Origin of the sequence: Alkalidesulfovibrio alkalitolerans DSM 16529, assembly GCF_000422245.1 — a bacterium.
Classification (GTDB): Bacteria; Desulfobacterota; Desulfovibrionia; order Desulfovibrionales; family Desulfovibrionaceae; genus Alkalidesulfovibrio; species Alkalidesulfovibrio alkalitolerans.
In genome coordinates this window covers 69770-90744 of sequence record NZ_ATHI01000027.1, presented here as the reverse complement: position 1 = coordinate 90744, position 20975 = coordinate 69770, and the positions used below count along the sequence as shown (strand labels likewise).

Here is a 20975-nt window from a genome sequence, read left to right as displayed (position 1 = left end):
CACGGCATGTCCATCATCGGCATCATCGGCGGCAGCGGCCTGGACGACCCGGACATCCTGAAGAACACGCGCGACATCGAGGCGCACACACCCTACGGCCAGCCCAACTCCACCCTGCGCAAGGGCGAGATCGAGGGCCGCGAGGTCATCCTTTTAGCCCGCCACGGACGCACGCACACACATCCGCCGAGCCAGGTCAACTACCGCGCCAACATCTGGGCTCTCAAGGAGGCCGGTTGCACAGCGATCCTGGCGACCACGGCCGTGGGCTCGCTGCGCGAGGAGATCGACCGCGGCCACTTGGTGATCCTGGACCAGTTCATCGACTTCACGCGACGGCGCGAGTTGACTTTCCACGACCGCTTCGAGCCGCACGCGCCCATCCACACGCCCATGGCCGACCCCTTCGACGCGCGCCTGCGTGGGCTCTTGAATCTGGCCTGCCGCAAGCTCGGCTATCCCTACCACGAGAAAGGCACGGTGGTGACCATCGAGGGACCGCGCTTCTCCACGCGCGCGGAGTCAAACGTCTTCCGGCTGTGGGGGGCGGACGTGATCAACATGTCCATCGCCCCGGAATGCGCCCTGGCCAACGAGGCGGGCATTCCCTACGCGGCCGTGGCCATGTCCACGGATTACGACTGCTGGAAGACCGACGAGGAGCCCGTGACCTGGGACGAGATCCTGCGCATCTTCCGCCAGAACGCCGATCGCGTGACCTCGGTGCTGCAGGAGGCCATCCGAGGCCTCTAGCAGACGGTCCCAAAAGCGCCATCTGCGGCGTTGCAGCCTCTCTCCCGTGCGCGCTTCTCTCCATTGCCTTTGCAGCCGGGCGTGCTACAAAGACGAAAACCGTGGAGGACAATCATGGGCATCGTCTGGTTTTTGCTGATCGGCCTGTGCGCCGGGTGGCTGGCTGGCAAGATCATGCGCGGCGGCGGTTTCGGGCTTTTCGGTAACCTCGCCGTGGGCGTGGTGGGCGCGCTTTTGGGTGGTTTTCTCTTCTCCTTGCTCGGCATCACAGCCTACGGTCTGCTCGGCAGCCTCGTCACGGCCACAGCCGGAGCAGTGGTCCTGATCTGGCTGGTGAGCAAAATCAAGGCCTGAGTCCGGGCTCTGACGAGGCGCTGCGCGACGCGGATTTCGTGCCTTCCGCTTCCGTCGGCCAGCGGTGTGGCCGCTTGCCAAGGGCTGGCACGGCGCGTATCCTTTATGTCTTATTTCTCGCTAAGGAGTTGCCATGCGATTTGCCGTCATCGGCGCCGGAAGCTGGGGCACGACCCTGGCCGATCATCTCGCCAAAAACGGACACGAAGTCCGGCTGTGGGTACGCGAGGCAGAGCTTCTGGCCGCCATCCGCTCCACCGGGGAAAACACCTGGTACATGCCGGGCGTGAAACTCAACGAAAACGTCCACGCCTCGCAGGACGCCTCGCAGGTCGCTTCGGGAGCCGAACACTTCCTCTTCGCCGTGCCGAGCCAGTTCTTCCGGGGCGTGCTCCAGAACATCAAGCCCCTGTTGCCCAAAAAGCCCGTCATCGTCTGCGCCTCCAAGGGCATCGAGCTGGGCACCCTGGCCACCATGTCCATGGTCGTGGAAGAGACTCTCGCCTCCATCAAGCCCCGCTTCGCCATGCTCTCCGGGCCGAGCTTCGCCTTCGAGGTCATGCGTGAGATGCCCACGGCCGTGGCGCTTGGCTGCGGCAGCAAGAAGCTCGGCAAGGAGCTTCAGGCCGAGCTCTCCAGCCCCACCTTCCGCGTCTACATGAACGAGGATTACCGGGGCGTGGAACTGGGTGGCGCGATCAAAAACGTCATCGCCATCGCGGCGGGCATCTCGGACGGCCTGGGCTTCGGTTCCAACGCCCGCGCCGCGCTCATCACGCGCGGCCTGGCCGAGATGACGCGCCTGGGCCTGGCCATGGGCGCCAAGCCCCAGACTTTCATGGGTCTCTCGGGCATGGGCGATCTGGTGCTGACCTGCACCGGCGAGCTCTCGCGCAACCGCCAGGTGGGCCTGCGCCTGGGTAAGGGCCAGAAGCTCCTGGACATCCTCGACTCCATGAAGATGGTCGCCGAGGGCGTGAAAACCACCGAGGCCGTGTACCAACTCGGCCAGCGTCACGACGTGGAACTGCCCATCACGGACATGGTCTACAAGGTGCTCAACGAGAATAAGGATCCCTCCGAGGCCGTGCGTGAACTCATGACACGGGCGCTCAAGGAAGAAGCGTAGAAACGCCAGGAGGAGGCGCTGCCTCCTCCTGATCTCCTTCACCAGGGGGCTCTTCAGCCCCCTGGCCTCCACGATTCACTTTAAAGCCATCGTCGACAGGGCCTACGCCGGTGCGGCGGGGTGCGGGCTAAGCCCCGCTTCAGCGTCAACGGAGGCGAGTTCGGGAATCTCGGCGTCGTCGAGGGCGTCGCCCTTGGTTCCGGCGGCGGCGCGGATGGTCCGGGTCAGGCGGTCGAGGTCGGCGGGCTCGGCGACGCCAAGCTCGGCCAGCTTGGCGCGCACGGCCGCGTTGCCGCTCTTCTTGCCCAGGGCGATGCGTCGGGTCAGGCCGAGCGTTTCGGGCGGAAAAGGCTCGTAGAGCGAGGAGCATTTGTACTGGGCGTCGGCGTGCAGCCCGGACTCCACCCAGAACAGGCGCTCGCCGACCACGGGCGCATGGGGCGGGACGCGCTCGCCGAGCGTTTCGGCCACTGTCGCGCACAGCGGCGCGAGGGCGGCGAGGTCGTAGCCCGCGCCGCGCCTGAGCGAGAGGTAGGCGGCGAGCCGCTCCGTGGCCGCGATGCCCGCGCGCTCGCCGATGCCGAGCGCCGCGCAGTCGGCAAAGGCCGCGCCCGCGTCGAGCGCGGCCAGGGCGTTGGCCGTGGCCAGGCCGAAATCGTCGTGGCAGTGCACGGCCACGGGGATGCAAAGCGCGTTTACGAAGCGCCCGACGAGCGCGGTCGTCTCGCCCGGCGAGAGGATGCCCACGGTGTCGGACAGGCGCACCCGCGCCGCGCCCTCGTCCTGCGCCAGCCTGGCCACGTCGAGCGCGAAATCCGGATCGGCGCGGCTCGCGTCCTCAAGGCCCACGGAGATATAGGCCGCGCCGAGCGCGCGGGCATGGCGCAAGAGCCCGGTCAGTCGGTTCAGGATGTCGGCGCGCGTGGTTTTAAGGCGCTTTTCGATGTGCGCGTCGGACACGGGCAGCCCCAGGCAGACCCGGTGCGGCCGCATGGACAGGGCGAGTTCGAGGTCTGGCTTTCGCGCGGCGCACCACACGGACACGGCCCGGCCGCGCCCCTCGGCGTCGAACATGGCGCGGGCGCGCGCCACGAGCGCGGGCGTGTCGGGACAGCGCCCCGCGCAGCCCGCCTCGATCTCCTCCACGCCCACGGCCGCGACGCGGTCGAGCACGGCGTGCTTGGCCTGGGCGCTGAAATACGCGCCGAAGCGCTGTTCGCCCTCGCGCAGGGTCGAGTCGATGAGCATGCGTCCTCCTGGCGCGCGGATGCGCGTACGACGAACGGCTGCAAAATACATTCCTGCCAATTTATAGCCGAAAACAGGGTGTCGAAAAACTTCACTTCTTCACTTTTGTAAACTTTTCCCTTCACAATTGTAGGCCTCGTACGTCGTGGCCACGTTGCCGCCAGCACGAAAATCCCTTTTGTTTCGCTGCCTTGCTCCGCCGAGAAGGGTTTGGCACGGCCATTGCCCTATGGCCTTCAGAACGCAACCACACAAACCTTTTCACGGTTGACTGTTCCATACCCGAAGGAGGGATCACATGCGCAAGGTGGCTATTTACGGAAAGGGCGGCATCGGCAAGTCCACAACGACACAAAACACCGTGGCGGGCTTGGCCGAGATGGGCAAGAACGTCATGGTCGTGGGCTGCGACCCCAAGGCCGACTCCACGCGACTTCTCCTGGGCGGCCTGTCCCAGGCCACGGTGCTCGACACCCTGCGCGAGGAAGGCGAGGACGTCGAACTCGAAGACGTGTGTCTGCAGGGCTACGCGGGCACCACGTGCGTGGAGTCCGGCGGCCCCGAGCCGGGCGTGGGCTGCGCCGGACGCGGCATCATCACCTCCATCAACCTTCTTGAGCAGCTCGGCGCCTACAAGCAGGAAAAGGAACTGGACTACGTCTTTTACGACGTGCTCGGCGACGTTGTCTGCGGCGGTTTCGCCATGCCCATCCGCGAAGGCAAGGCCCAGGAGATCTACATCGTGGTCTCCGGCGAGATGATGGCCATGTATGCGGCCAACAACATCTGCAAGGGCATCGTCAAGTACGCGGACGCGGGCGGCGTGCGCCTGGGCGGACTGATCTGTAACTCGCGCAACGTGGACAACGAAAGGCAGATGATCGAGGAGCTGGCCAAGCGCCTGGGCACCCAGATGATCCACTTCGTGCCGCGCGAAAACCAGGTCCAGCGCGCCGAGATCAACAGAAAGACGGTCATCGACTTCTCGCCCGAACACCCCCAGGCCGACGAATACCGCACCCTGGCCAAGAAGGTCGATGAAAACAAGATGTTCGTCATCCCCACTCCCCTGGCCATCGAGGAGTTGGAGAAGCTGCTCATCGAATACGGCATCGCCAACTAGCGGCCGCGCGCGGACGCAACGGCGATCAACCATACGACAACGAACCTACGGAGAGAAGCGATGTTGAGCATGATTCGCGCCATCGTGCGCCCCGAGAAAGTGGACAATGTCCTGGCCTCCCTCATGGACGCGGGATTCCCGGCCGTGACCAAGTATGCCGTGGCGGGCCGCGGCAAGCAGCGCGGCATCAAGATCGGCGAAGTGACCTACGACGAGATCCCCAAGGTCATGCTGATGATCGTGGTGGACGACGCGGACAAGGAGTTCGTCATCAAGACCATCATGGGCACGGCGCGCTCCGGCGAGAAGGGCGCGTTTGGCGACGGCAAGATCTTCGTCTCGGGCGTGGAGTCCATGTACACCGTGTCCTCGGGCCTCATGGAGACGGCTTCGAGCAAGGTCGGAGTGTAAGGCCATGAAGGAAGTCGTCGCGGTCATCCGCATGAACATGATGAACGTCACCAAGCAGGCCCTGACCGAGGCGGGCGTGGACGCCTTTTTCGCGCAGGAAGCCCAGGGACGCGGCAAGGGACTCATCAACTCCGCGCTGCTCACGGGCGCCAAGCAGGGATACGAGGAAGCCGCCGAGATGCTCGGCGAGAAGGGCCGCCTCTACGCCAAGCGCGTGGTCACCGTGGTGGTGCCCGACGAGGACGTCGAGGACGTGGTCCAGGCCATCATGGCCGTGAACAGGACCGGCAAGCCCGGCGACGGCAAGGTCTTCGTCCTGCCCATGGCCGACGCCGTGCGCGTGCGCACGGCCGAGAAGGGCGAAAAGGCCATCCAGTAGGCCCGCCGGGACGACCAGACACCAATCTTTCAGACGCAGACGAGGGACATCCATGGCGACCAAGAGCAAAAAGCAAAAGAGCCTGACCCCCGACGAGGTGCGGCAGGAACTCATCAAGAAGTACCCGCCCAAGGTCGCGCGCAAGCGGGCCAAGCAGATCCAGGCCAACACCGGGGACGAGGCGAGCACGCCCGAGATACTCTCCAACGTGCGCACCATTCCCGGCATCATGACCATGCGCGGCTGCTCCTACGCGGGCTGCAAGGGCGTGGTGCTCGGCCCCACGCGCGACATCGTGAACATCACCCACGGCCCCATCGGCTGCGGATTCTACTCCTGGCTCACGCGGCGCAACCAGACCGAGCCGCCCACGCCCGAGTCCGAAAACTACATGACGTACTGCTTCTCCACGGACATGAACGAGAACGACATCGTGTTCGGCGGCGAGAACAAGCTCAAGCAGGCCATCCGCGAGGCCTACGACCTCTTCAAGCCGCGCGCCATCGCCATCTTCTCCACCTGTCCGGTGGGGCTCATCGGCGACGACGTGCACGCCGTGGCGCGCGAGATGAAGGAGACCCTGAACAAGGAGAACCCCGACCACTTCATCAACATCTTCGGCTTCTCCTGCGAAGGCTACAAGGGCGTCTCGCAAAGCGCGGGCCACCACATCGCCAACAACCAGATATTCACGCACGTCATCGGCCTCACCGACAAGCCCAAGGAAGGCAAGTACAAGATCAACATGCTCGGCGAGTACAACATCGGCGGCGACGCCTTCGTCATCGACGATCTGCTCGAACGCTGCGGCATCACGCTGGTCTCCACCTTCTCGGGCAACTCGTCGATCCACGATTTCGAGCGCGCCCACACCGCCGACCTGAACACCATCATGTGCCACCGGTCCATCAACTACGTAGCCGAAATGATGGAGATCAAATACGGCATCCCCTGGATCAAGGTGAACTTCATCGGCGCCAAGGAAAGCGCCAAGTCGCTGCGCAAGATCGCCCAGTACTTCGGCGACAAGGAGCTCATGGACCGCGTGGAGCAGGTCATCGCCGAGGAGATGCCCGCCGTGGAGGCCGCTCTGGCCTCCATCAAGCCCCGCACCGAAGGCAAGACCGCCATGCTCTTCGTGGGCGGATCGCGCGCCCACCACTATCAGGATCTCTTCTCCGAGATGGGCATGAAGACCCTGGCCGCGGGCTACGAGTTCGCCCACCGCGACGACTACGAAGGCCGCCGGGTCATCCCCTCCATCCAGGTGGACGCGGACTCGCGCAACATCGAGGAACTCGAGGTCTGTCCCGATCCCACGCGCTACGACAAGGAACTCGAAGCCAAGAAGAAGGCCCTTGAGGCCCAGGGCTACGAGTTCTCCGACTACAAAGGCATGATGCCAGAGATGGAGCAGGGCACCCTGTCCATCGACGACCTGAACCAGCACGAGGCCGACAAGCTCATCGAACTCTACAAGCCCGACATCTTCTGCGCGGGCATCAAGGAGAAGTTCGGCATCCAGAAGTGCGGCGTGCCCATGAAGCAGCTGCACTCCTACGACTCCGGCGGCCCCTACGCCGGGTTCAAGGGCGCGGTCAACTTCTACAAGGAAATCGACCGGCTGGTGAACTCCAAGGTCTGGAGCTTCGTGAAGGCTCCCTGGAACAAGAATCCCGAACTCACGGCCACCTACAACTGGGAATAAGGGAGAGCGACCATGACCCTGCTTCGGCACACTCCCACGGAGATCAAGGAGCGCAGCGCGCTCGCCATCAACCCGGCCAAGACCTGTCAGCCCATCGGCGCCATGTACGCGGCCCTGGGCGTGCGCGGCTGCATGCCGCACTCCCACGGCTCCCAGGGCTGCTGCGCCTACCACCGCAGCACCCTGACCCGCCACTACAAGGATCCCATCAGCGCGGGCACCTCCTCGTTCACAGAGGGAGCGTCCGTGTTCGGCGGCCAGGCCAACCTGCTGCAGGCCATCCAGAACATCTTCACCATCTACGAGCCCGACGTCATCGCCGTGCACACCACCTGTCTCTCCGAGACCATCGGCGACGACCTGCCCCAGATCGCGGACAAGGCGCGCCAGGAAGGCAAGATTCCGGAAGGCAAGTACATCCTCACCGCATCCACGCCGTCCTACGTGGGCTCGCACGTCACCGGCTTCTCCAACATGTGCATGGGCATCGCCAAGGGCTTCGGCTCCAAGGACACCAAGAAAACCGGCAAGGTGAACATCCTGCCCGGCTTCGTGGAGCCAGCGGACATGGAGGAGACCAAGCGCCTGGCCACGATGATGGGCATCAAGCACATCCTCTTCCCGGACACCTCGGGCGTGGTCAACGCGCCGCTTCTGGGCGAGTACCACATGTTCCCCGACGCCGGAGCCAGGATCGAGGATCTGGTGCAGATCGGCGGCTCCAAGGGGACCATCGCGCTTGGTGAATGGGCCTCGGCCCAGGCCGCGCGCTTCATGGACGCCGAATTCAAGGTGCCCTGCATGGTGCTCGACCTGCCGTTTGGCCTTCGCGCCACGGACCGCTACGTGGACGCCCTGCGCAAGATCGCCGGAACCAGCGTGCCCTATGAGATCGACAAGGAACGCGGCCTGGTCGTGGACCTGCTCTCGGACATGCACCAGTACTTCCACCACAAGAAGGTGGCCCTGTGGGGCGATCCCGACCAGCTCATTCCGCTGGTGGAATTCCTGCGCGACCTGGACATGCTGCCCGTGCACATCGTCACCGGCACGCCGGGCAAGAAGTTCGAGAAGCGCATCGAGGAGATCATGACGGAAACGGCCATGCCCGTGCCCTACAACGTCAAGGTCGGCGGCGACATGTTCCTCATGCACCAGTGGATCAAGAACGAGCCCGTGGACCTGCTCATCGGCAACACCTACGGCAAGTACATCGCCCGCGACGAGGACATCCCGCTCGTGCGGCACGGCTTCCCCATCCTCGACCGCCAGGGGCACCAGTACTTCCCCACGGTCGGCTACCGGGGCGCGCTGCGCCTGATGGAGAAGATCCTCGACGCCTTCTTGTCCCGCAAGGACCGCGACGAGCCCGAGGCTTCATTCGAACTCGTGTACTAGCCCACATCCCCCGGGGGCGGGCCTTCCGCCCCCGGGACAATCCCGTACCGGCAATCCAGGAGTCCACATGGCCAGCGCCTGCTCTCCCGTCTCGCCCATGCGTCTTGCGGCCGCGCCCAGGCATCTGGCCATGTGCCGCTTCACGAGCCAGAACGGGCAGCCGGACGAGGCCCTTTCCCCGGCCCAGTGCGTGGCCGCCCTGCAAAAGGCCCTGGCCGAAGGCAAGGCCCCGCCCGAGATCGTCGTCTCCGGGCCGGGCGACCCCCTGGCCGAGGCGCGGCGCACCATGGATCTGCTCGAAGCCGTGCGCGCCGTCGCGCCGGGCATTCCCGTGCGGCTCGTCACGGCCGGACTCGGGCTTGCGGCCGTGATCGACGAATTGCGCGACCTGGGTGTTGAACTCGTCACCGTGCAGGTCAACGCCGTGAACGCAGAGATGGCCCAGGCGCTTTACGCCTGGGTCAGGCCAGGCGTGCTCACCCTGCGCGCGGCCGAGGCCGCCGGGGCGTTGCTCGCGGGCCAGCGCGAGGCCATGGAAGCCCTGCGCGACATCGACATGGCGACCGAGGTCGAATTCCTGCTCGTGCCGGACGTGAACGGCGCGCACGTGGCCGAGGTGGCCGCCTGGGCGGCCGGGTTCGGCGCGCAGGGGCTCTCGATCCTGCCCGCGCGAAGCTCTGCCGTGCCTCACACCGACAACCCGCGCGAGCCGGGCGACGCCGAGATGCTCGCGGCCGTGGCCACGGCGCAGGAGTTTCTGCCCGCCATGGACGGCCGCTCGTGCATGGCCCAGGAGGAGAGCGGCCTCGACGACTCCGCGCTCTACGACGCCACCAAGCCCTTCGTGGCCGTGGCCACGAGCGACGGCGTGAACGTGGACGCGCACCTTGGCAAGGCCGAACGGCTGCTTGTCTACGAGATCAGGCAGGGCGAGGTGGCCTTGGCCGGATCGCGCCCCTGTCCGCCCAAGGGCGGCGGCGAGGCCCGCTGGCAGACCCTGGCCGAAACCCTGGCCGACTGCCGCGCCCTGATCGCGGCCAGCGCGGGCGAAAGTCCGCGCCAGGCGTTGCTCGAACACGGCCTGCCCGTGGTCACGGGCTCGTCCACGGTGGAAGAAGCCGTGGCGCGCGTCTTCGGCGTGGCCCCGAACATGGGCATCGTGCGCGGCCGCTAGCGGCCGGAACCACAAATTTCCCCCTCCCGCACGGGAGGCCCAATCACGAACGCAAAGGAGAGCGACCCATGGCGACCAAACCCACCTATCACATCCTGGTCTGCGCGAGCTTTCGGGCCAAGGGAGAACCAAAGGGCATGTGCCACCAGAAGGGCAGCATCGGCCTGTCCCAATACCTGGAGCAGGAAATCCTGGACCGTGGCCTGGACTGTCTTTTGACCACCACGAGCTGCCTCAAGCAGTGCGAGCAGGGGCCGATCCTGGTGGTGCACCCCAACAACTGGTGGTACCGCGGAGTGGACTCCGAGGAGGCCATCGACGAAATCCTCGACGCCCTCGAAGACGGCTCCCCGGCCGAGGGGCGGCTTCTGTTCCCGGCGTAACGCCTGGGCGAGGAGTGGATATCCCGGGTGCCGCGTTGCTTCGAGCCGGGCAAGCCCCCTCGCGTATCACGGGTACGTAAAGGGTTTGCCCGGCTCTCGCGCTTTACCCGCACGGTTTATGGCGCCTTACTCTGGTTGCCGAAGTGGGGGCTTGGTCCCGCATTTTTCAAAGCCCCGCCGACACCGTTGCCGCGAACGCCGTTTACGGCTATGGAGGCGCGCATGTGCGTCCGCGTCGTCATCGCGCTCTGCCTTGCGCTCCTACTGCCGACCCCACTCGCTGCCGGAACCTTCCAGGCGCAGTGGGAGAACGACATCTGGGCCGGGACGGACAAGCACTACACCAATGCCGTGCGGCTCGTCTGGCTCTCCAACGATCTCAAGAGTTACGCCGATGACTCGCGTCTGCCGCAAGGATTCCGCAACTGGCTGTCCTCGCTGCCCTACATCAACCGTCCCGACAAGAAATTCAACGTGGGTCTGGCCATCGGCCAGGACATGTTCACGCCCGACGACATCACCGTCAAAGACCCGCCCGAGGGCGACCACCCCTACGCGGGATGGCTCTACGGCTCGTTGATCCTGAACCAGAAAGACGACGAGTGGCTGGACACAGTGGTGCTCTCCCTGGGCATGGTCGGGCCGTCGTCACAGGCGGAATTCACGCAGACCGAGGTGCACAAGCTCATCGACTCGCCCCGCCCTCAGGGCTGGAACACCCAGCTACGCGACGAGTTCGGGGCCATGCTCACCTATCTGGGCACCTGGCGGGCCTATGAGACGACCTTTGCGGGCCGCTTCGGCCTGGACTTCATGCCGCACGTGGGGGCTACCGTGGGCAACGTGCACACCTACGCCAACACCGGCCTGGAGGTGCGCCTGGGCTGGAATTTGCCCAAGAATTTCGGAACCACGCTCATCAGCCCGGCCGGCGGCGTGACCGCCGACACCACTCCAGACGCGGACAATCACAAAACGCCGCCTTTCTCCCTGTACACGTTTCTCTACATGGACGGCCGGGCCGTGGCACGCAACATCTTCCTCGACGGCAACACCTTCCGCCAGAGCCGCCGCGTGCCCAAGAACGCCTTTGTCGCGGACGTGGCGTTGGGCGTGGGCGTGCACCTCTACAATGTCTTCGTGTCCGTCAGCCAGTGCTACCGCACCCCGGAATTCGCAGGGCAGGGCAAGGGCCAGCGCTACGGCTCGATCAACTTTGGCATCGTGTTCTAGGGTGTGGAGCGCGGGGCAGGCGCTTTCGCGGCAACGCCGCAGATGACGCCTTTTCAGCGCCCTGTCAGCGGCTGGCGTAGCGTTCGATGGTAGTCTTGTAAGCCACCACCCCGTTCACGATGCCGTCAGCCATGCGTGCCAGATATTCCTGGTTGCTCAGGCGCTTGGCCTCTTCGGGGTTGGTCAGATAGCCGAGCTCGATGAGGATGGCGGGCATTTTCGCGCCCATCAGGACGTAGAACGGCGCCTCGCGCTGCTTGCGGTCGCGCAGGGGGTACTTGGGGCGCACGCTCTTGAGGATGTTGCCTTGCACCTGCCCGGCCAGATCCTTGGATTCCTTGACCTTTGAGTTGAGCATCAGGTCGGTGAGGATGATCTGCAGATCGCTGATGCGCTTGGCCGAAACCGCGTTCTCGCGCGCGGCCACGCGCACGGCGTCCTGGGTGCGGGCAAGGTTCAGGCTGTAGACTTCGAGTCCGTTGGCGGCGGGGTCTTCCACGGCGTTGCAGTGGATGGAGAGAAAAAGATCTGCCTTGCGCACGTTGGCCATGGCCGTGCGCTCCTCCAGCGGGATGAAGACGTCGGTGGTCCGGGTATAGAGGACGCGAAAACCGCGGGCTTCGAGCTTCGCACCGATGATCTTGGCCGCGCGCAGCACGATGTCTTTCTCGTAGAGGCCGTTGGCAGCCGCGCCCACGTCCTTTCCGCCGTGGCCGGGGTCGATCATGATGGTCTTCACGGTCAGCCCGAGTTGCTCGATGAGGCTGCTGGCCTGTTGGCGCTGGGCCGCATCGGGTTTCATGGAATCGGACTTCTTGGCCGTGGAGCTCTTTTGTGCGGCGCTCTTTTGCACGGGTGCGGCCTTTGGCGCAGCCTGAGCCGGTTGCGCGGGAGCGGGTTTTGCCGCCACGACCTGGGGCGCGCCCGGACCGTACACGTCCACCACCACGCGGAACGGCTCGTGAAGCTGAAAGACCTTGTAGTCCTTGAAGGCGTTGAAATCGAGCACCACGCGCGCAGAGGTGGGTGTGTTCTGGCCGGTGCGGATCTGCTTGAGGATACCGTCCTTGACCGTCTGGTCCCGGGCGGCCTCGCTCGACAGTTCGGTGTTCATGAGGTCCACGTAAAGGCGCGTAGGCAGTTCGCCCTTCTTGTCCGCCTCCAGGAGCTGCCATTTGAACCCGGCCTCGCCGCTCATGTCGATGACCACGCGGGTATAGTCGTCGGTGCTGTGGTAGCGCACTTGGTTGAGCAGCGCGGGTTGGCCGGGCGAGCGGGTCTGCGACTGGGCTGCCTGCGCCTGGGCGGACGAGGCGGGTGGAGCGAGGGAGGGCGAAGGAGCAACGGCGGCAGGCGCTGGCGCGGCCCTGGCAGGCGCGGAGGTGGCGTTTTGGGCATCCATCTTGCGCAACAAGGCCACGGCCTTGTCGTACATGTCGCCGTCCTTGTGGTTGTGCTCGATGTTCAGAAGATCCACGTAGGCGCGATCGGGCCGCTTGAGGCGTTCAAGCTGGATCACGGCCCGGCGATACAGACAGTCGTCGGCCCAGGGGTGCTTCGGAAAACGCGTGGCCATGCGCTGGTAGTAGTCGCAGGACGTCTCGAAGTCTGCCGCGAGAAAGGAGCGCTGTCCCAGTTCCTCATGCACTCGACCCAGGTAGTAAAGGGCCTTGGGGGCGAGGGAGCCGTTGGTATTGGCCTTGTAGATGTCGAGGAACCGCTTTTCCACGTCCAGCCAGTGGGAGCGGAATTGCCCCCGCTTGGCGTCTTTGGCCAGGGCGTGGAACTCGGAATAAGCGGTGTTGAATTGGCGTTGCAGATTCGAGGCGACAGCATCCGGAGCCCATGCAAAAAGCAGGGCGAGCCACAAGAGCAGGGGGATTATGCGTCGTTCATGCATTCGCATTGCAGTCGCCAGGGTCGAACAATACATCTTTCGACCACCGTAGCTTTAAGCCCCAAGCCAAGGCCGGTCAAGGCCGAAATCGTCAAAAACCCTTGCTTTCCGCCAATTCCCGCCGATTCTTCCCTTGTCTCCCCTTTCCGGCGCAACAAACCGTTGCACCGCACCGGCATTGACACCGTCTGTCCGAGGGCATAGGTGCAAAGCTACCCGAATTCTTCATGGAAATACACGGTGCCTAAACTTTCCTCGTTCGAAGAACGTCAAGCGGACATGGCGGCGCGCCTCAAGGCCGCCGGACACAAGCTCACGCCGCAGCGACTGGCCATCCTCAAAGTGCTCGCGGCCAGCGAAGGGCACCCGTCGGCCGAGCAGGTCCACGCCCGCCTGCAACCCGAGCACCCTTCCATGAGCCTGGCCACGGTCTATAAGACCATTGCCCTGCTCAAGCAGGCGGGCGAGGTGCTGGAACTGCAGTTCAGCGACCGCGACAACCGCTACGACGGCCACAGGCCCGATCCCCATCCGCACCTGATCTGCACCGCCTGCGGTGCGATCGTCGATCCGGACCTGCCCGGCCTGGACAATCTCGCCGAGGAGCTTTCCCGCCGCACCGGCTTCGCCGTCTCCTCGCACCGGCTCGATTTCTACGGGCTGTGCCCGGTCTGTCGCGCCAAGCAATCCTGACGCCCCAGCCCCGGCCCAGGGTTAGTTCCCTGGCGCACCGGACTCGATCCCCAGACCCGTAAACGCCGTTCGATCCGCTCGGTCCAGCAGCTTCCTGCGAATCGTCGCAGGCGGTCCGCGAAAGAAATTTTCCCTTGCCATGGAGAATCATTCTCCGTACAGAATGAGACAGTCTCCATCCCCTCCGGGGTATCCGGGGGAAATCGAGCGCCTCGCGGCGCACCCCGGCGCGCTTCGCCGGACGTTCGGACCAAGGAACAGCAAACAGCAAGGAGGAATCCATGGCCAAGAAAATGAAGCCCCTGACCACGGCCTTCGGCATCCCCGTGGGCGACGACCAGAACAGCATGACCGCGGGCAATCGGGGCCCGGTGCTGATGCAGGACGCGCACCTGCTGGAGAAGCTCGCCCACTTCGACCGCGAGCGCATCCCCGAACGCGTGGTGCACGCCAAGGGCGCGGGCGCGGGCGGCTACTTCGAGGTCACGGCCGACGTGACCCGCTACACCAAGGCCAAGTTCCTCTCCAAGGTCGGCAAGCGCACCGAGGTCTTCGCCCGCTTCTCCACCGTGGGCGGCGAGAAGGGCTCGGCCGACGCCGAGCGCGACCCGCGCGGCTTCGCGGTCAAATTCTACACCGAGGACGGCAACTACGACTTCGTGGGCAACAACACGCCCGTCTTCTTCATCCGCGATCCCCTCAAGTTCCCGGACTTCATCCACACCCAGAAGCGCAACCCGGCCACCAACCTGAAGGACCCGGACATGTTCTGGGATTTCCTCTCCCTGACGCCGGAATCCATCCATCAGGTGACGATCCTCTTCTCCGATCGAGGCACCCCGGCCACCTATCGCCACATGAACGGCTACAGCAGCCACACCTACAAGTGGTACAACGCCAAGGGCGAACAGTTCTGGGTCAAGTACCACTTCAAGACCGACCAGAAGATCAAGAACCTGACCCGCCAGGAGGCGGAGAAGCTCAAGGGCTCGGACCCGGACCACGCCACGCGCGACCTCTTCGAGGCCATTGCCCGGGGCGAGAATCCGTCCTGGACGCTGGAGATGCAGATCATGCCCTATGAGCAGGGCCTGGACTACCGCTTCGACATCTTCGACATCACCAAGGTCTGGCCGCACGCCGACGTGCCGCCCATCACCGTGGGCAAGCTGGTCCTGAACCGGAATCCGGTGAACTACTTCGCCGAGGTCGAGCAGGCGGCGTTCGGCCCCAGCAACATGGTGCCCGGCATCGCCATCTCGCCGGACAAGATGCTGCAGGCGCGCGTCTTCTCCTACCACGATACGCACATCCACCGCCTGGGGCCCAACTACCACCTCATCCCGGTCAACCAGCCCAAGGCCGCGCCCGAGATGAGCTACCAGCGCGACGGCTTCATGCGCACGGACGACGGCGGGGGCAGCGGCCCCAACTACTGGCCCAACAGCTTTGGCGGACCCGCGCCCCACGCCTCGGCCAAGGAGCCGGGATTCCCGGTCCACGACCATGCCGGGCGTTTCGCCTACACCCATCCCAACGACGATTTCGTGCAGGCGGGCGACCTCTACCGCAAGGTCATGAGCAAGAAGGACCGCGACAACCTCGTGGGCAACCTCGTTGACCATTTGGGCAACGCGCAAAAGCGCATCCAGTTGCGCCAATGCGCGCTGTTCTATAAGGCCGACAAGGAGTACGGAACCCGCGTGGCCCAGGGCCTGGGTCTTGATCCGGCCGAGGTGGCGAAGCTCGCGGCCATGAGTCAGGAGGAGCGCGAGACTGCCACGGCGGCAGGCCGCTGAAAAAGCGCCGTCTGCGGCGTTGCTTCGAGCCGGTCAAACCCTCGCGTATTCTTTGATACGCGTCGGTCTTGACCGGCTCTCGCGCCTTGCGTCCAACGCCTTTTCAGCGGCCTGCGGGGGATGTTTGTCAGCAGCTTTGGGCAGCCATCGATCGGGAGTACAGCGTATGTAGCTCTGCGCTCCTTTGGCTTCGCCGCCAAAGGTACTGATTCTCCGGGGCAAGAGAGCATTGCGCATCTTGCGCTCTGGGGACGAACCGAAAAGCCCGGCGCGGATCATTCTCCGCGCCGGGCTTTTCTCGTGGCAGGAAGGGTCTGTGCGCCTACTTCCCGAACGGGCAGTGCGGGAAGGCGCACTCCGGGCAGTCGCGGCAAAGCCCGCCGTGGCCCATGCGCGCCAGATCGCGGCGGGTGATGGGCAGGCCCGAGAGCAAGCGCGGCAGGAGCAGGTCCAGGGCCGTGGTCTTGAAGTACAGGGCGCAGGCGGGCACGCCCAAAAGCCTGGCCGGACCGATGCGGCCGACGAGACTCATGGCCCCGGGAATGACCGGCATGCCGTAAAGCATGTCCTCGGCCCCGGCGTCCATGAGCCCCTGGCGGGTCACGTCGTCGGGGTCCACGGAGAGCCCGGCCGTGGTGATGACCAGGTCCGCGCCCGCGTCCAGCAGGGCGCGCGCGCCGTCGCGGATCAGGGCCGCGTCGTCGGGCGCGAACACGGTCTTGACCACGCTGCCACCGTAACCCGCGATCTTCTCGCGCAGGATGGGCTCGAAGCGGTCCTTGATGGCCCCGGTGAAGACCTCTGTGCCGGTAATGAGCAGCCCAGCGCGCGGCGGCTTGACGGCCACGACGCGAAGCGGCGGCGCGGCGTCGAGCAGGGCGCAGGCCTTGCGGAAGTCCTCGCGCGGCAGATAGAGCGGAATGGCGCGCGTGGCGGCCACGGCCTGGCCCTCGGTGACGCGCGAGAAACCGTGCAGGCTTGCGGCCATGACGCCGGGCACGAGGTTGAAGCGCTCCAGCGCCTCCTCATCCACCACGAGTAGCCCGTCCTGGGTGGCCGCGAGGGTGATCTTGCCCTCGCGTGGCGGGCCCTTGGCCGCGAGCGAACCGTCGGCCGAGAGGCCGTGGGCGAAGGCCTTGGCCGCCTCGTCCTCGTGCACCCAGTCGTGGCCGGGCTCGTTGTCCTCCATGAGATAGACGCGCATGCGGCCCATGGCCTGCAGGCGGCAGACGTCGCCCGCGGTCAGGGTCTGGCCGCTGACGAACTCCGCGCCCTTGCTCTCGCCCGGCTCGATGCGCGTCATGTCGTGCAAAACCGTCTTGCCCACGGCCTCTTCCACGGGCACGGCCGTGAGGTTCGGCTTTGCCTGGGCCTCGTTTCTCGCGATCGCCCCGGCCGCCCTGGTTGGAGCCTCACCCTGGCAGCCCCGGCAGATGCCGCCGTGCCGCCGGGGATAGGCCTCGCGGCACAAGGGGCAGACCGCGATGGCGCCCTTGCTGGTCTTGCCCACGTAGGCGGGCTCCACCTGCGCCTCGGCAACGGCCAGGATGGATTCGCCCGCAAGCCGCATCTCCTCGCGCAGCCGGTCGGAATCCTGTTCTTTCTTGGTCTTCAGCTTCATCAGCCAGCCCTTGAGCTCGGGCCAGGCGTCGAGCTTTTCCGGGTCAACCGAGGCGCGCACGCCCTCGCCCGTGTACTTGTTGTAGAGCGTCACGGCGTAGCGCCCCAGGTCCACAACCCGAAGCCAGCCGTTGCCCGCGGTGCAGGGCGTGAGCAACTGCACCGCGTCGGGCAGACAGGACGACGTCTCGGCCAGTGCCTCGAAGAGCACGCCCTCGGGGATGCGACGCTTGCAGGCCTGGACCATGATGCCGCCAAGGATCAGGCCGGGCGCGGGGTAGCTGTGGAACTTGCGGCATTCCTCCACGTAGTCCTCGAAGGACCAGGGGCCGATGAAGGTCACTGCGGTGTCGGGCGCGGTCATGATTCCTCGCTCGCGTACGGGGTTACGGGGAAAGGAAAACGGGCCGTGGCCGTCTTCAGGGCATAGGTTTCCACGTCATCGTACCAGGCCTGGAACGTGTCCACGAGCTCGCGCGCCTGCGGCGTGAGGGTGAAACCGCGCCCTTTTTCCTGCTCGGCCACCAGGGACACGCCCATGACCTCCTCGGTCTTCTTCAGCCGTCCCCAGGCCGCCCGATACGACATGCCAAGGGCCTTGGCCGCCTTGTTCAGCGAGCCTTGCCGCTCGATTTCACTCAGCAGGATGGCCCGGCCAAGGCCCAGGGCCTGCTCGCCGTCCATCTCCAGCCACATGCGCAGGCGAAGCCTGGCCTTCATCGACGTCATGCGTACCTCCCTCGCGGCCGGAGGGCGGAGGGGAGACCTCCGCAAAGCCGCGCCCCGCCCTGACGGGCGACTTGTGTTTCAACAAACATCTGTTTCAGATAACATCTGTTACGCTTAACATCTGCTAAAATTAGCATATCCATTTGGGTACGATTTAGCCCAGAACGACCAGACCAGCAAGGGAAAAATCGTCGCCAAACCGGGCATGTCCCCATGCGCCCCGCACAAAACGCGAAGCCGTCCGGCGGCGGCCTTCGTTCGAACGTGGTCCCCTTTTCCGCCGGGCTGCACAAAAAGCCGCGAATGGGCTTTCGCGCAGCCTGGTTTGCTTTTCCGCAGACGCTGGGATAGGACGGACTGCCGCGATTCCCCGCACCGGACACGCGACCGGATTTCACCTTTCGAGACACAACGCACATGACCGCAGCACTCCGGAAAAAGACCGTCCCATCGCAGGCCACGCCCGCGCCCGCGCCGGGCGCGAAAGGCGCGCTGGCCGACATCTGGGGCCTGGCCTGGCCGCAGATGCTGATGATGCTCTTCCATTTCTGCATCGGCTTCGTGGACGTGCTGGTGGCGGGCCGCATCGGCAGCGAGGTGCAGGCGGCCATGGGCATGGTCAACTCGCTGCTCTTCTTCTTCCTGGTGGTGGCCGTGGCCGTGGCCAACGGCGCGGTGGCCGCCGTCGCGCAGTCCATGGGCGCGGGGCTCATGCACCGCGTCAGGCGCTACGTGGGACTGGTGCTGCTCACGGGCGTTTTTTCGGGCGCGCTGATCCTGCTCGTCTGCCTGCCCTTCAAGGGGCCGGTACTGGACATTCTCCAGGTTCCGCCCGCCGTGCGTCCGGTCATGGAGACCTACTACGACATCTTCGTGCTGCTCCTGCCGGTCTACTACATCTTCATTCTGGTCAACGCCCTGTTCCGGGCCCAGAAGAAGGTCATGCAGCCGCTGTACGCCATGATCCTGGTCATGATCGTCAACACCGTGGGCGACTTCGGCCTGGGCCTTGGCATGTGGGGATTTCCCGATCTGGGCTACAAAGGTCTGGCCTGGGCCACGTTCGGCTCGATCACGGCGGGCGCGGCCCTGAACCTGTGGATGCTCCGTCGCGACGGCCTGCTCGCCCTCGGCTCGTTCCCCCCCTGGCGCTGGGCCCGGCGCGCACTGCCTTACATCGTCAGGGTGGCCTGGCCCGGCGGGCTCATGCAGGTCGTGTGGCACGGCGCGTATCTGGTGCTCTTCGCCATCGTGGCCTCCCTGCCCAAAGAGAGCGTGGCCGCCCTGGCAGGCATGAGCGCCGGGCTTCGCGTGGAGTCGATCCTCTTCCTGCCCGGCTTCGCCTTCAACATGACCGCCTCAATCCTCGTGGGGCAATACCTGGGGCAGGGCAGGCCGGACTTGGCCAAGTCCTACGTCCTGCGCCTGCTCGGGCTGGCCGTGGCCGTGATCTCGCTCCTGGCCGTGGGGCTTTGGGCCGTGGTCGAGCCGGTGGCCGCGCTGGTGGCCCCGGACGCGGCCGTACAAATTCAGACCATCGACTATCTGGCCTACAACCTGCTGGCCATCCCCTTCACCCTGACGACCATGACGCTCGCGGGCGCGATGACCGGGGCCGGGGCCACGCTGTACAACCTGCTGGTCTTCGGCGCGGTCTCCTGGGGCGTGCGCCTGCCCCTGGCCTGGCTGCTCGGCCACGTGCTCATGGAGCGGGCCGAGGGCGTGTGGCTGGCCATGCTGCTTTCGCAGGCATTGCAGGCGCTGATCGTCCTCTATATCTTCACGTGCAAGGATTGGAGCCGATTTGCGCTCGTCAAACGCAGGAAACGAAATGGCCCTTGAATTCATGCCCATCCGCCGCGACAGGCTGGACGAATACCAGGCCCTGCTCGCGGCCACGCCCGTGAAATCCGCAGACTACAGCTTCATCAACCTCTGGGGCTGGTCCGGTGTCTACGGCCTGCGCTGGGCCTTCGCCCACGGCCACTGCCTGATCCGCCAGGAGTCGCCCTTTCCCGCCCTGTGGGCGCCGGTGGGGCCGTGGCAAGGCGTCTCCTGGACGCGCGAGCTGTTCCCCCTTTCGCGCATCATCCGCGTGCCCGAGGCCCTGGCCCGCGAACTCGGTCCCGCGCTGGACGCACAGGTTCTCGAATCGCGCGAACATTGGGATTACCTCTATTCCGTGCCCGAACTGATCAAGCTTTCGGGCAACCGTTTCCACAAGAAGAAGAACCTGCTCAACCAGTTCAACAAGCTGTATGGCGGCGAGTACGCGCCGCTCACGGCCGACTGCATCGAAGAGGCGCTGAACCTGCAGGAGTCATGGTGCATGTGGCGGGACTGCGAGTCCGACGGCACGCTCGTGCAGGAGAACGAGGCCATCGTGCGGGTGCTCACGCACTGGGACGGGCTGCCGAGCCTGATGGGCGGGGCCATCCGTGTGAAGGGGAAAATGGTGGCCTATACCGTGGCCGACGCCCTGGACGCGGACACGCTGGTCATCCACTTCGAAAAGGGCCACCCCGATTACAAGGGCGCGTACCAGGCCATCAACCAGGCCTTTTTGGCCCACGAGGGGCTGGGCTTCTCGCTGGTCAACCGCGAACAGGATCTTGGCGATGCGGGGCTGCGCAAGGCCAAGCTCTCGTACAACCCGGTCGACTTCGTGAAGAAGTGCGAAGTGCGCTGGTGACGCGGCCAAAGGCGCAAGCCTGCCCATTGACGCCCGCCAGAACAACACTTATGTTGCATCCATGACGGCCAAGGAGTTCAAGCGCTGGCTGCGCAAGATGGGCTGCACCTTTCAAAGTCACAAAGGCGGCAGCGGACACCTGACCGTCATGCTCGGCGAGCGCCGTTCCCAGTTGCCCATGCATGGGCAGGGCAAGGAGTTGGGCACGGGACTTGTCGAAAAGATCAAGAAAGACCTTGGCTTGAAGTAGGA

The 20975-nt window shown here is 65.2% G+C and carries 20 protein-coding genes; 16 read left to right on the top strand and 4 right to left on the bottom strand.

Annotated elements, in window-relative coordinates; translation table 11 throughout:
- Positions 1–6: 6 nt before the first annotated feature.
- From mtnP to DSAT_RS10010, 3 genes are all read left to right on the top strand, one after another.
- Positions 7–753 carry an S-methyl-5'-thioadenosine phosphorylase gene (mtnP, locus tag DSAT_RS10020; protein WP_020887397.1) on the top strand — a complete coding sequence of 249 codons (747 nt, stop codon included), beginning with the start codon at positions 7–9 and terminating at the stop codon, positions 751–753.
- 114 nt (positions 754–867) lie between these two features.
- On the top strand, positions 868–1107 hold the full coding sequence (locus DSAT_RS10015) for a GlsB/YeaQ/YmgE family stress response membrane protein (protein ID WP_020887396.1): 240 nt from the start codon (positions 868–870) through the stop codon (positions 1105–1107).
- A 133-nt stretch (positions 1108–1240) separates the two neighbouring features.
- Positions 1241–2236 (top strand): NAD(P)H-dependent glycerol-3-phosphate dehydrogenase, encoded by a 996-nt coding sequence (locus tag DSAT_RS10010; protein ID WP_020887395.1) that lies wholly within the window; start codon positions 1241–1243, stop codon positions 2234–2236.
- Positions 2237–2338: 102 nt separating this feature from the next.
- On the opposite strand, the gene DSAT_RS10005 is transcribed toward DSAT_RS10010, so the two are convergent.
- Positions 2339–3484, bottom strand: coding sequence for a LeuA family protein (locus tag DSAT_RS10005; RefSeq protein ID WP_020887394.1), 1146 nt, complete (start codon positions 3482–3484; stop codon positions 2339–2341).
- A 298-nt stretch (positions 3485–3782) separates the two neighbouring features.
- Here DSAT_RS10005 and nifH point away from each other — a divergent pair, with 298 nt between their 5' ends.
- The 8 genes from nifH (at position 3783) to DSAT_RS09965 (ending at position 11293) form a co-directional block, all read left to right on the top strand.
- Positions 3783–4607 carry a nitrogenase iron protein gene (gene nifH, locus DSAT_RS10000; RefSeq protein WP_020887393.1) on the top strand — a complete coding sequence of 275 codons (825 nt, stop codon included), beginning with the start codon at positions 3783–3785 and terminating at the stop codon, positions 4605–4607.
- A 60-nt stretch (positions 4608–4667) separates the two neighbouring features.
- Entirely contained in the window at positions 4668–5018 is a 351-nt protein-coding gene (locus DSAT_RS09995; RefSeq protein WP_020887392.1) for a P-II family nitrogen regulator, read from the top strand.
- Positions 5019–5022: 4 nt separating this feature from the next.
- Positions 5023–5397 carry a P-II family nitrogen regulator gene (locus DSAT_RS09990; protein WP_020887391.1) on the top strand — a complete coding sequence of 125 codons (375 nt, stop codon included), beginning with the start codon at positions 5023–5025 and terminating at the stop codon, positions 5395–5397.
- 52 nt (positions 5398–5449) lie between these two features.
- Entirely contained in the window at positions 5450–7105 is a 1656-nt protein-coding gene (gene nifD / locus DSAT_RS09985) for a nitrogenase molybdenum-iron protein alpha chain (protein WP_020887390.1), read from the top strand.
- A gap of 12 nt (positions 7106–7117) precedes the next feature.
- Positions 7118–8503, top strand: coding sequence for a nitrogenase molybdenum-iron protein subunit beta (nifK, locus tag DSAT_RS09980; RefSeq protein ID WP_020887389.1), 1386 nt, complete (start codon positions 7118–7120; stop codon positions 8501–8503).
- Positions 8504–8570: 67 nt separating this feature from the next.
- Positions 8571–9677, top strand: coding sequence for a NifB/NifX family molybdenum-iron cluster-binding protein (locus DSAT_RS09975; RefSeq protein WP_020887388.1), 1107 nt, complete (start codon positions 8571–8573; stop codon positions 9675–9677).
- Positions 9678–9745: 68 nt separating this feature from the next.
- On the top strand, positions 9746–10060 hold the full coding sequence (locus DSAT_RS09970) for a (2Fe-2S) ferredoxin domain-containing protein (RefSeq protein WP_020887387.1): 315 nt from the start codon (positions 9746–9748) through the stop codon (positions 10058–10060).
- Positions 10061–10282: 222 nt separating this feature from the next.
- A complete protein-coding gene (locus DSAT_RS09965; protein WP_020887386.1) occupies positions 10283–11293 on the top strand; it encodes a lipid A deacylase LpxR family protein in 1011 nt (336 codons plus the stop codon).
- A gap of 64 nt (positions 11294–11357) precedes the next feature.
- Here the strand turns inward: DSAT_RS09965 and DSAT_RS09960 are convergent, their stop codons facing one another.
- Positions 11358–13193, bottom strand: coding sequence for an N-acetylmuramoyl-L-alanine amidase (locus DSAT_RS09960; protein ID WP_328285316.1), 1836 nt, complete (start codon positions 13191–13193; stop codon positions 11358–11360).
- Between the two features lie 201 nt (positions 13194–13394).
- On the opposite strand from DSAT_RS09960, the gene DSAT_RS09955 reads away from it, so the two are divergent.
- Positions 13395–13883 carry a Fur family transcriptional regulator gene (locus DSAT_RS09955; protein ID WP_020887384.1) on the top strand — a complete coding sequence of 163 codons (489 nt, stop codon included), beginning with the start codon at positions 13395–13397 and terminating at the stop codon, positions 13881–13883.
- A 281-nt stretch (positions 13884–14164) separates the two neighbouring features.
- Positions 14165–15682: a catalase gene (locus DSAT_RS09950; protein WP_020887383.1), complete on the top strand. Its 1518-nt coding sequence runs from the start codon at positions 14165–14167 to the stop codon at positions 15680–15682.
- Between the two features lie 322 nt (positions 15683–16004).
- Here the strand turns inward: DSAT_RS09950 and DSAT_RS09945 are convergent, their stop codons facing one another.
- Positions 16005–17666 carry an FmdE family protein gene (locus tag DSAT_RS09945; protein ID WP_020887382.1) on the bottom strand — a complete coding sequence of 554 codons (1662 nt, stop codon included), beginning with the start codon at positions 17664–17666 and terminating at the stop codon, positions 16005–16007.
- Positions 17663–18031, bottom strand: coding sequence for a winged helix-turn-helix domain-containing protein (locus DSAT_RS09940; protein WP_020887381.1), 369 nt, complete (start codon positions 18029–18031; stop codon positions 17663–17665). Before DSAT_RS09940 ends, DSAT_RS09945 begins: the two co-directional genes overlap by 4 nt.
- A 417-nt stretch (positions 18032–18448) precedes the next feature.
- Here DSAT_RS09940 and DSAT_RS09935 point away from each other — a divergent pair, with 417 nt between their 5' ends.
- The 3 genes from DSAT_RS09935 (at position 18449) to DSAT_RS09925 (ending at position 20973) form a co-directional block, all read left to right on the top strand.
- Positions 18449–19873: an MATE family efflux transporter gene (locus DSAT_RS09935; RefSeq protein WP_020887380.1), complete on the top strand. Its 1425-nt coding sequence runs from the start codon at positions 18449–18451 to the stop codon at positions 19871–19873.
- A complete protein-coding gene (locus DSAT_RS09930; protein WP_020887379.1) occupies positions 19863–20723 on the top strand; it encodes a DUF2156 domain-containing protein in 861 nt (286 codons plus the stop codon). Before DSAT_RS09935 ends, DSAT_RS09930 begins: the two co-directional genes overlap by 11 nt.
- A gap of 61 nt (positions 20724–20784) precedes the next feature.
- A complete protein-coding gene (locus tag DSAT_RS09925) occupies positions 20785–20973 on the top strand; it encodes a type II toxin-antitoxin system HicA family toxin (protein WP_020887378.1) in 189 nt (62 codons plus the stop codon).
- Positions 20974–20975 lie beyond the last annotated feature (2 nt).

What these genes read in the sequence shown, in the direction of transcription:
- DSAT_RS09930 (WP_020887379.1), top strand. Translation starts at nt 19,863, where the DNA reads ATGGCCCTTGAATTCATGCCCATCCGCCGCGACAGGCTGGACGAATAC.
- DSAT_RS09950 (WP_020887383.1), top strand. Translation starts at nt 14,165, where the DNA reads ATGGCCAAGAAAATGAAGCCCCTGACCACGGCCTTCGGCATCCCCGTG.
- DSAT_RS09945 (WP_020887382.1), bottom strand. Translation starts at nt 17,666, where the DNA reads ATGACCGCGCCCGACACCGCAGTGACCTTCATCGGCCCCTGGTCCTTC.
- DSAT_RS09990 (WP_020887391.1), top strand. Translation starts at nt 5,023, where the DNA reads ATGAAGGAAGTCGTCGCGGTCATCCGCATGAACATGATGAACGTCACC.
- mtnP (WP_020887397.1), top strand. Translation starts at nt 7, where the DNA reads ATGTCCATCATCGGCATCATCGGCGGCAGCGGCCTGGACGACCCGGAC.
- nifD (WP_020887390.1), top strand. Translation starts at nt 5,450, where the DNA reads ATGGCGACCAAGAGCAAAAAGCAAAAGAGCCTGACCCCCGACGAGGTG.
- DSAT_RS09970 (WP_020887387.1), top strand. Translation starts at nt 9,746, where the DNA reads ATGGCGACCAAACCCACCTATCACATCCTGGTCTGCGCGAGCTTTCGG.
- DSAT_RS09960 (WP_328285316.1), bottom strand. Translation starts at nt 13,193, where the DNA reads ATGCATGAACGACGCATAATCCCCCTGCTCTTGTGGCTCGCCCTGCTT.
- DSAT_RS09935 (WP_020887380.1), top strand. Translation starts at nt 18,449, where the DNA reads ATGACCGCAGCACTCCGGAAAAAGACCGTCCCATCGCAGGCCACGCCC.
- nifH (WP_020887393.1), top strand. Translation starts at nt 3,783, where the DNA reads ATGCGCAAGGTGGCTATTTACGGAAAGGGCGGCATCGGCAAGTCCACA.
- DSAT_RS09995 (WP_020887392.1), top strand. Translation starts at nt 4,668, where the DNA reads ATGTTGAGCATGATTCGCGCCATCGTGCGCCCCGAGAAAGTGGACAAT.
- DSAT_RS10015 (WP_020887396.1), top strand. Translation starts at nt 868, where the DNA reads ATGGGCATCGTCTGGTTTTTGCTGATCGGCCTGTGCGCCGGGTGGCTG.
- DSAT_RS10010 (WP_020887395.1), top strand. Translation starts at nt 1,241, where the DNA reads ATGCGATTTGCCGTCATCGGCGCCGGAAGCTGGGGCACGACCCTGGCC.
- DSAT_RS09965 (WP_020887386.1), top strand. Translation starts at nt 10,283, where the DNA reads ATGTGCGTCCGCGTCGTCATCGCGCTCTGCCTTGCGCTCCTACTGCCG.
- nifK (WP_020887389.1), top strand. Translation starts at nt 7,118, where the DNA reads ATGACCCTGCTTCGGCACACTCCCACGGAGATCAAGGAGCGCAGCGCG.
- DSAT_RS10005 (WP_020887394.1), bottom strand. Translation starts at nt 3,484, where the DNA reads ATGCTCATCGACTCGACCCTGCGCGAGGGCGAACAGCGCTTCGGCGCG.
- DSAT_RS09940 (WP_020887381.1), bottom strand. Translation starts at nt 18,031, where the DNA reads ATGACGTCGATGAAGGCCAGGCTTCGCCTGCGCATGTGGCTGGAGATG.
- DSAT_RS09925 (WP_020887378.1), top strand. Translation starts at nt 20,785, where the DNA reads ATGACGGCCAAGGAGTTCAAGCGCTGGCTGCGCAAGATGGGCTGCACC.
- DSAT_RS09975 (WP_020887388.1), top strand. Translation starts at nt 8,571, where the DNA reads ATGGCCAGCGCCTGCTCTCCCGTCTCGCCCATGCGTCTTGCGGCCGCG.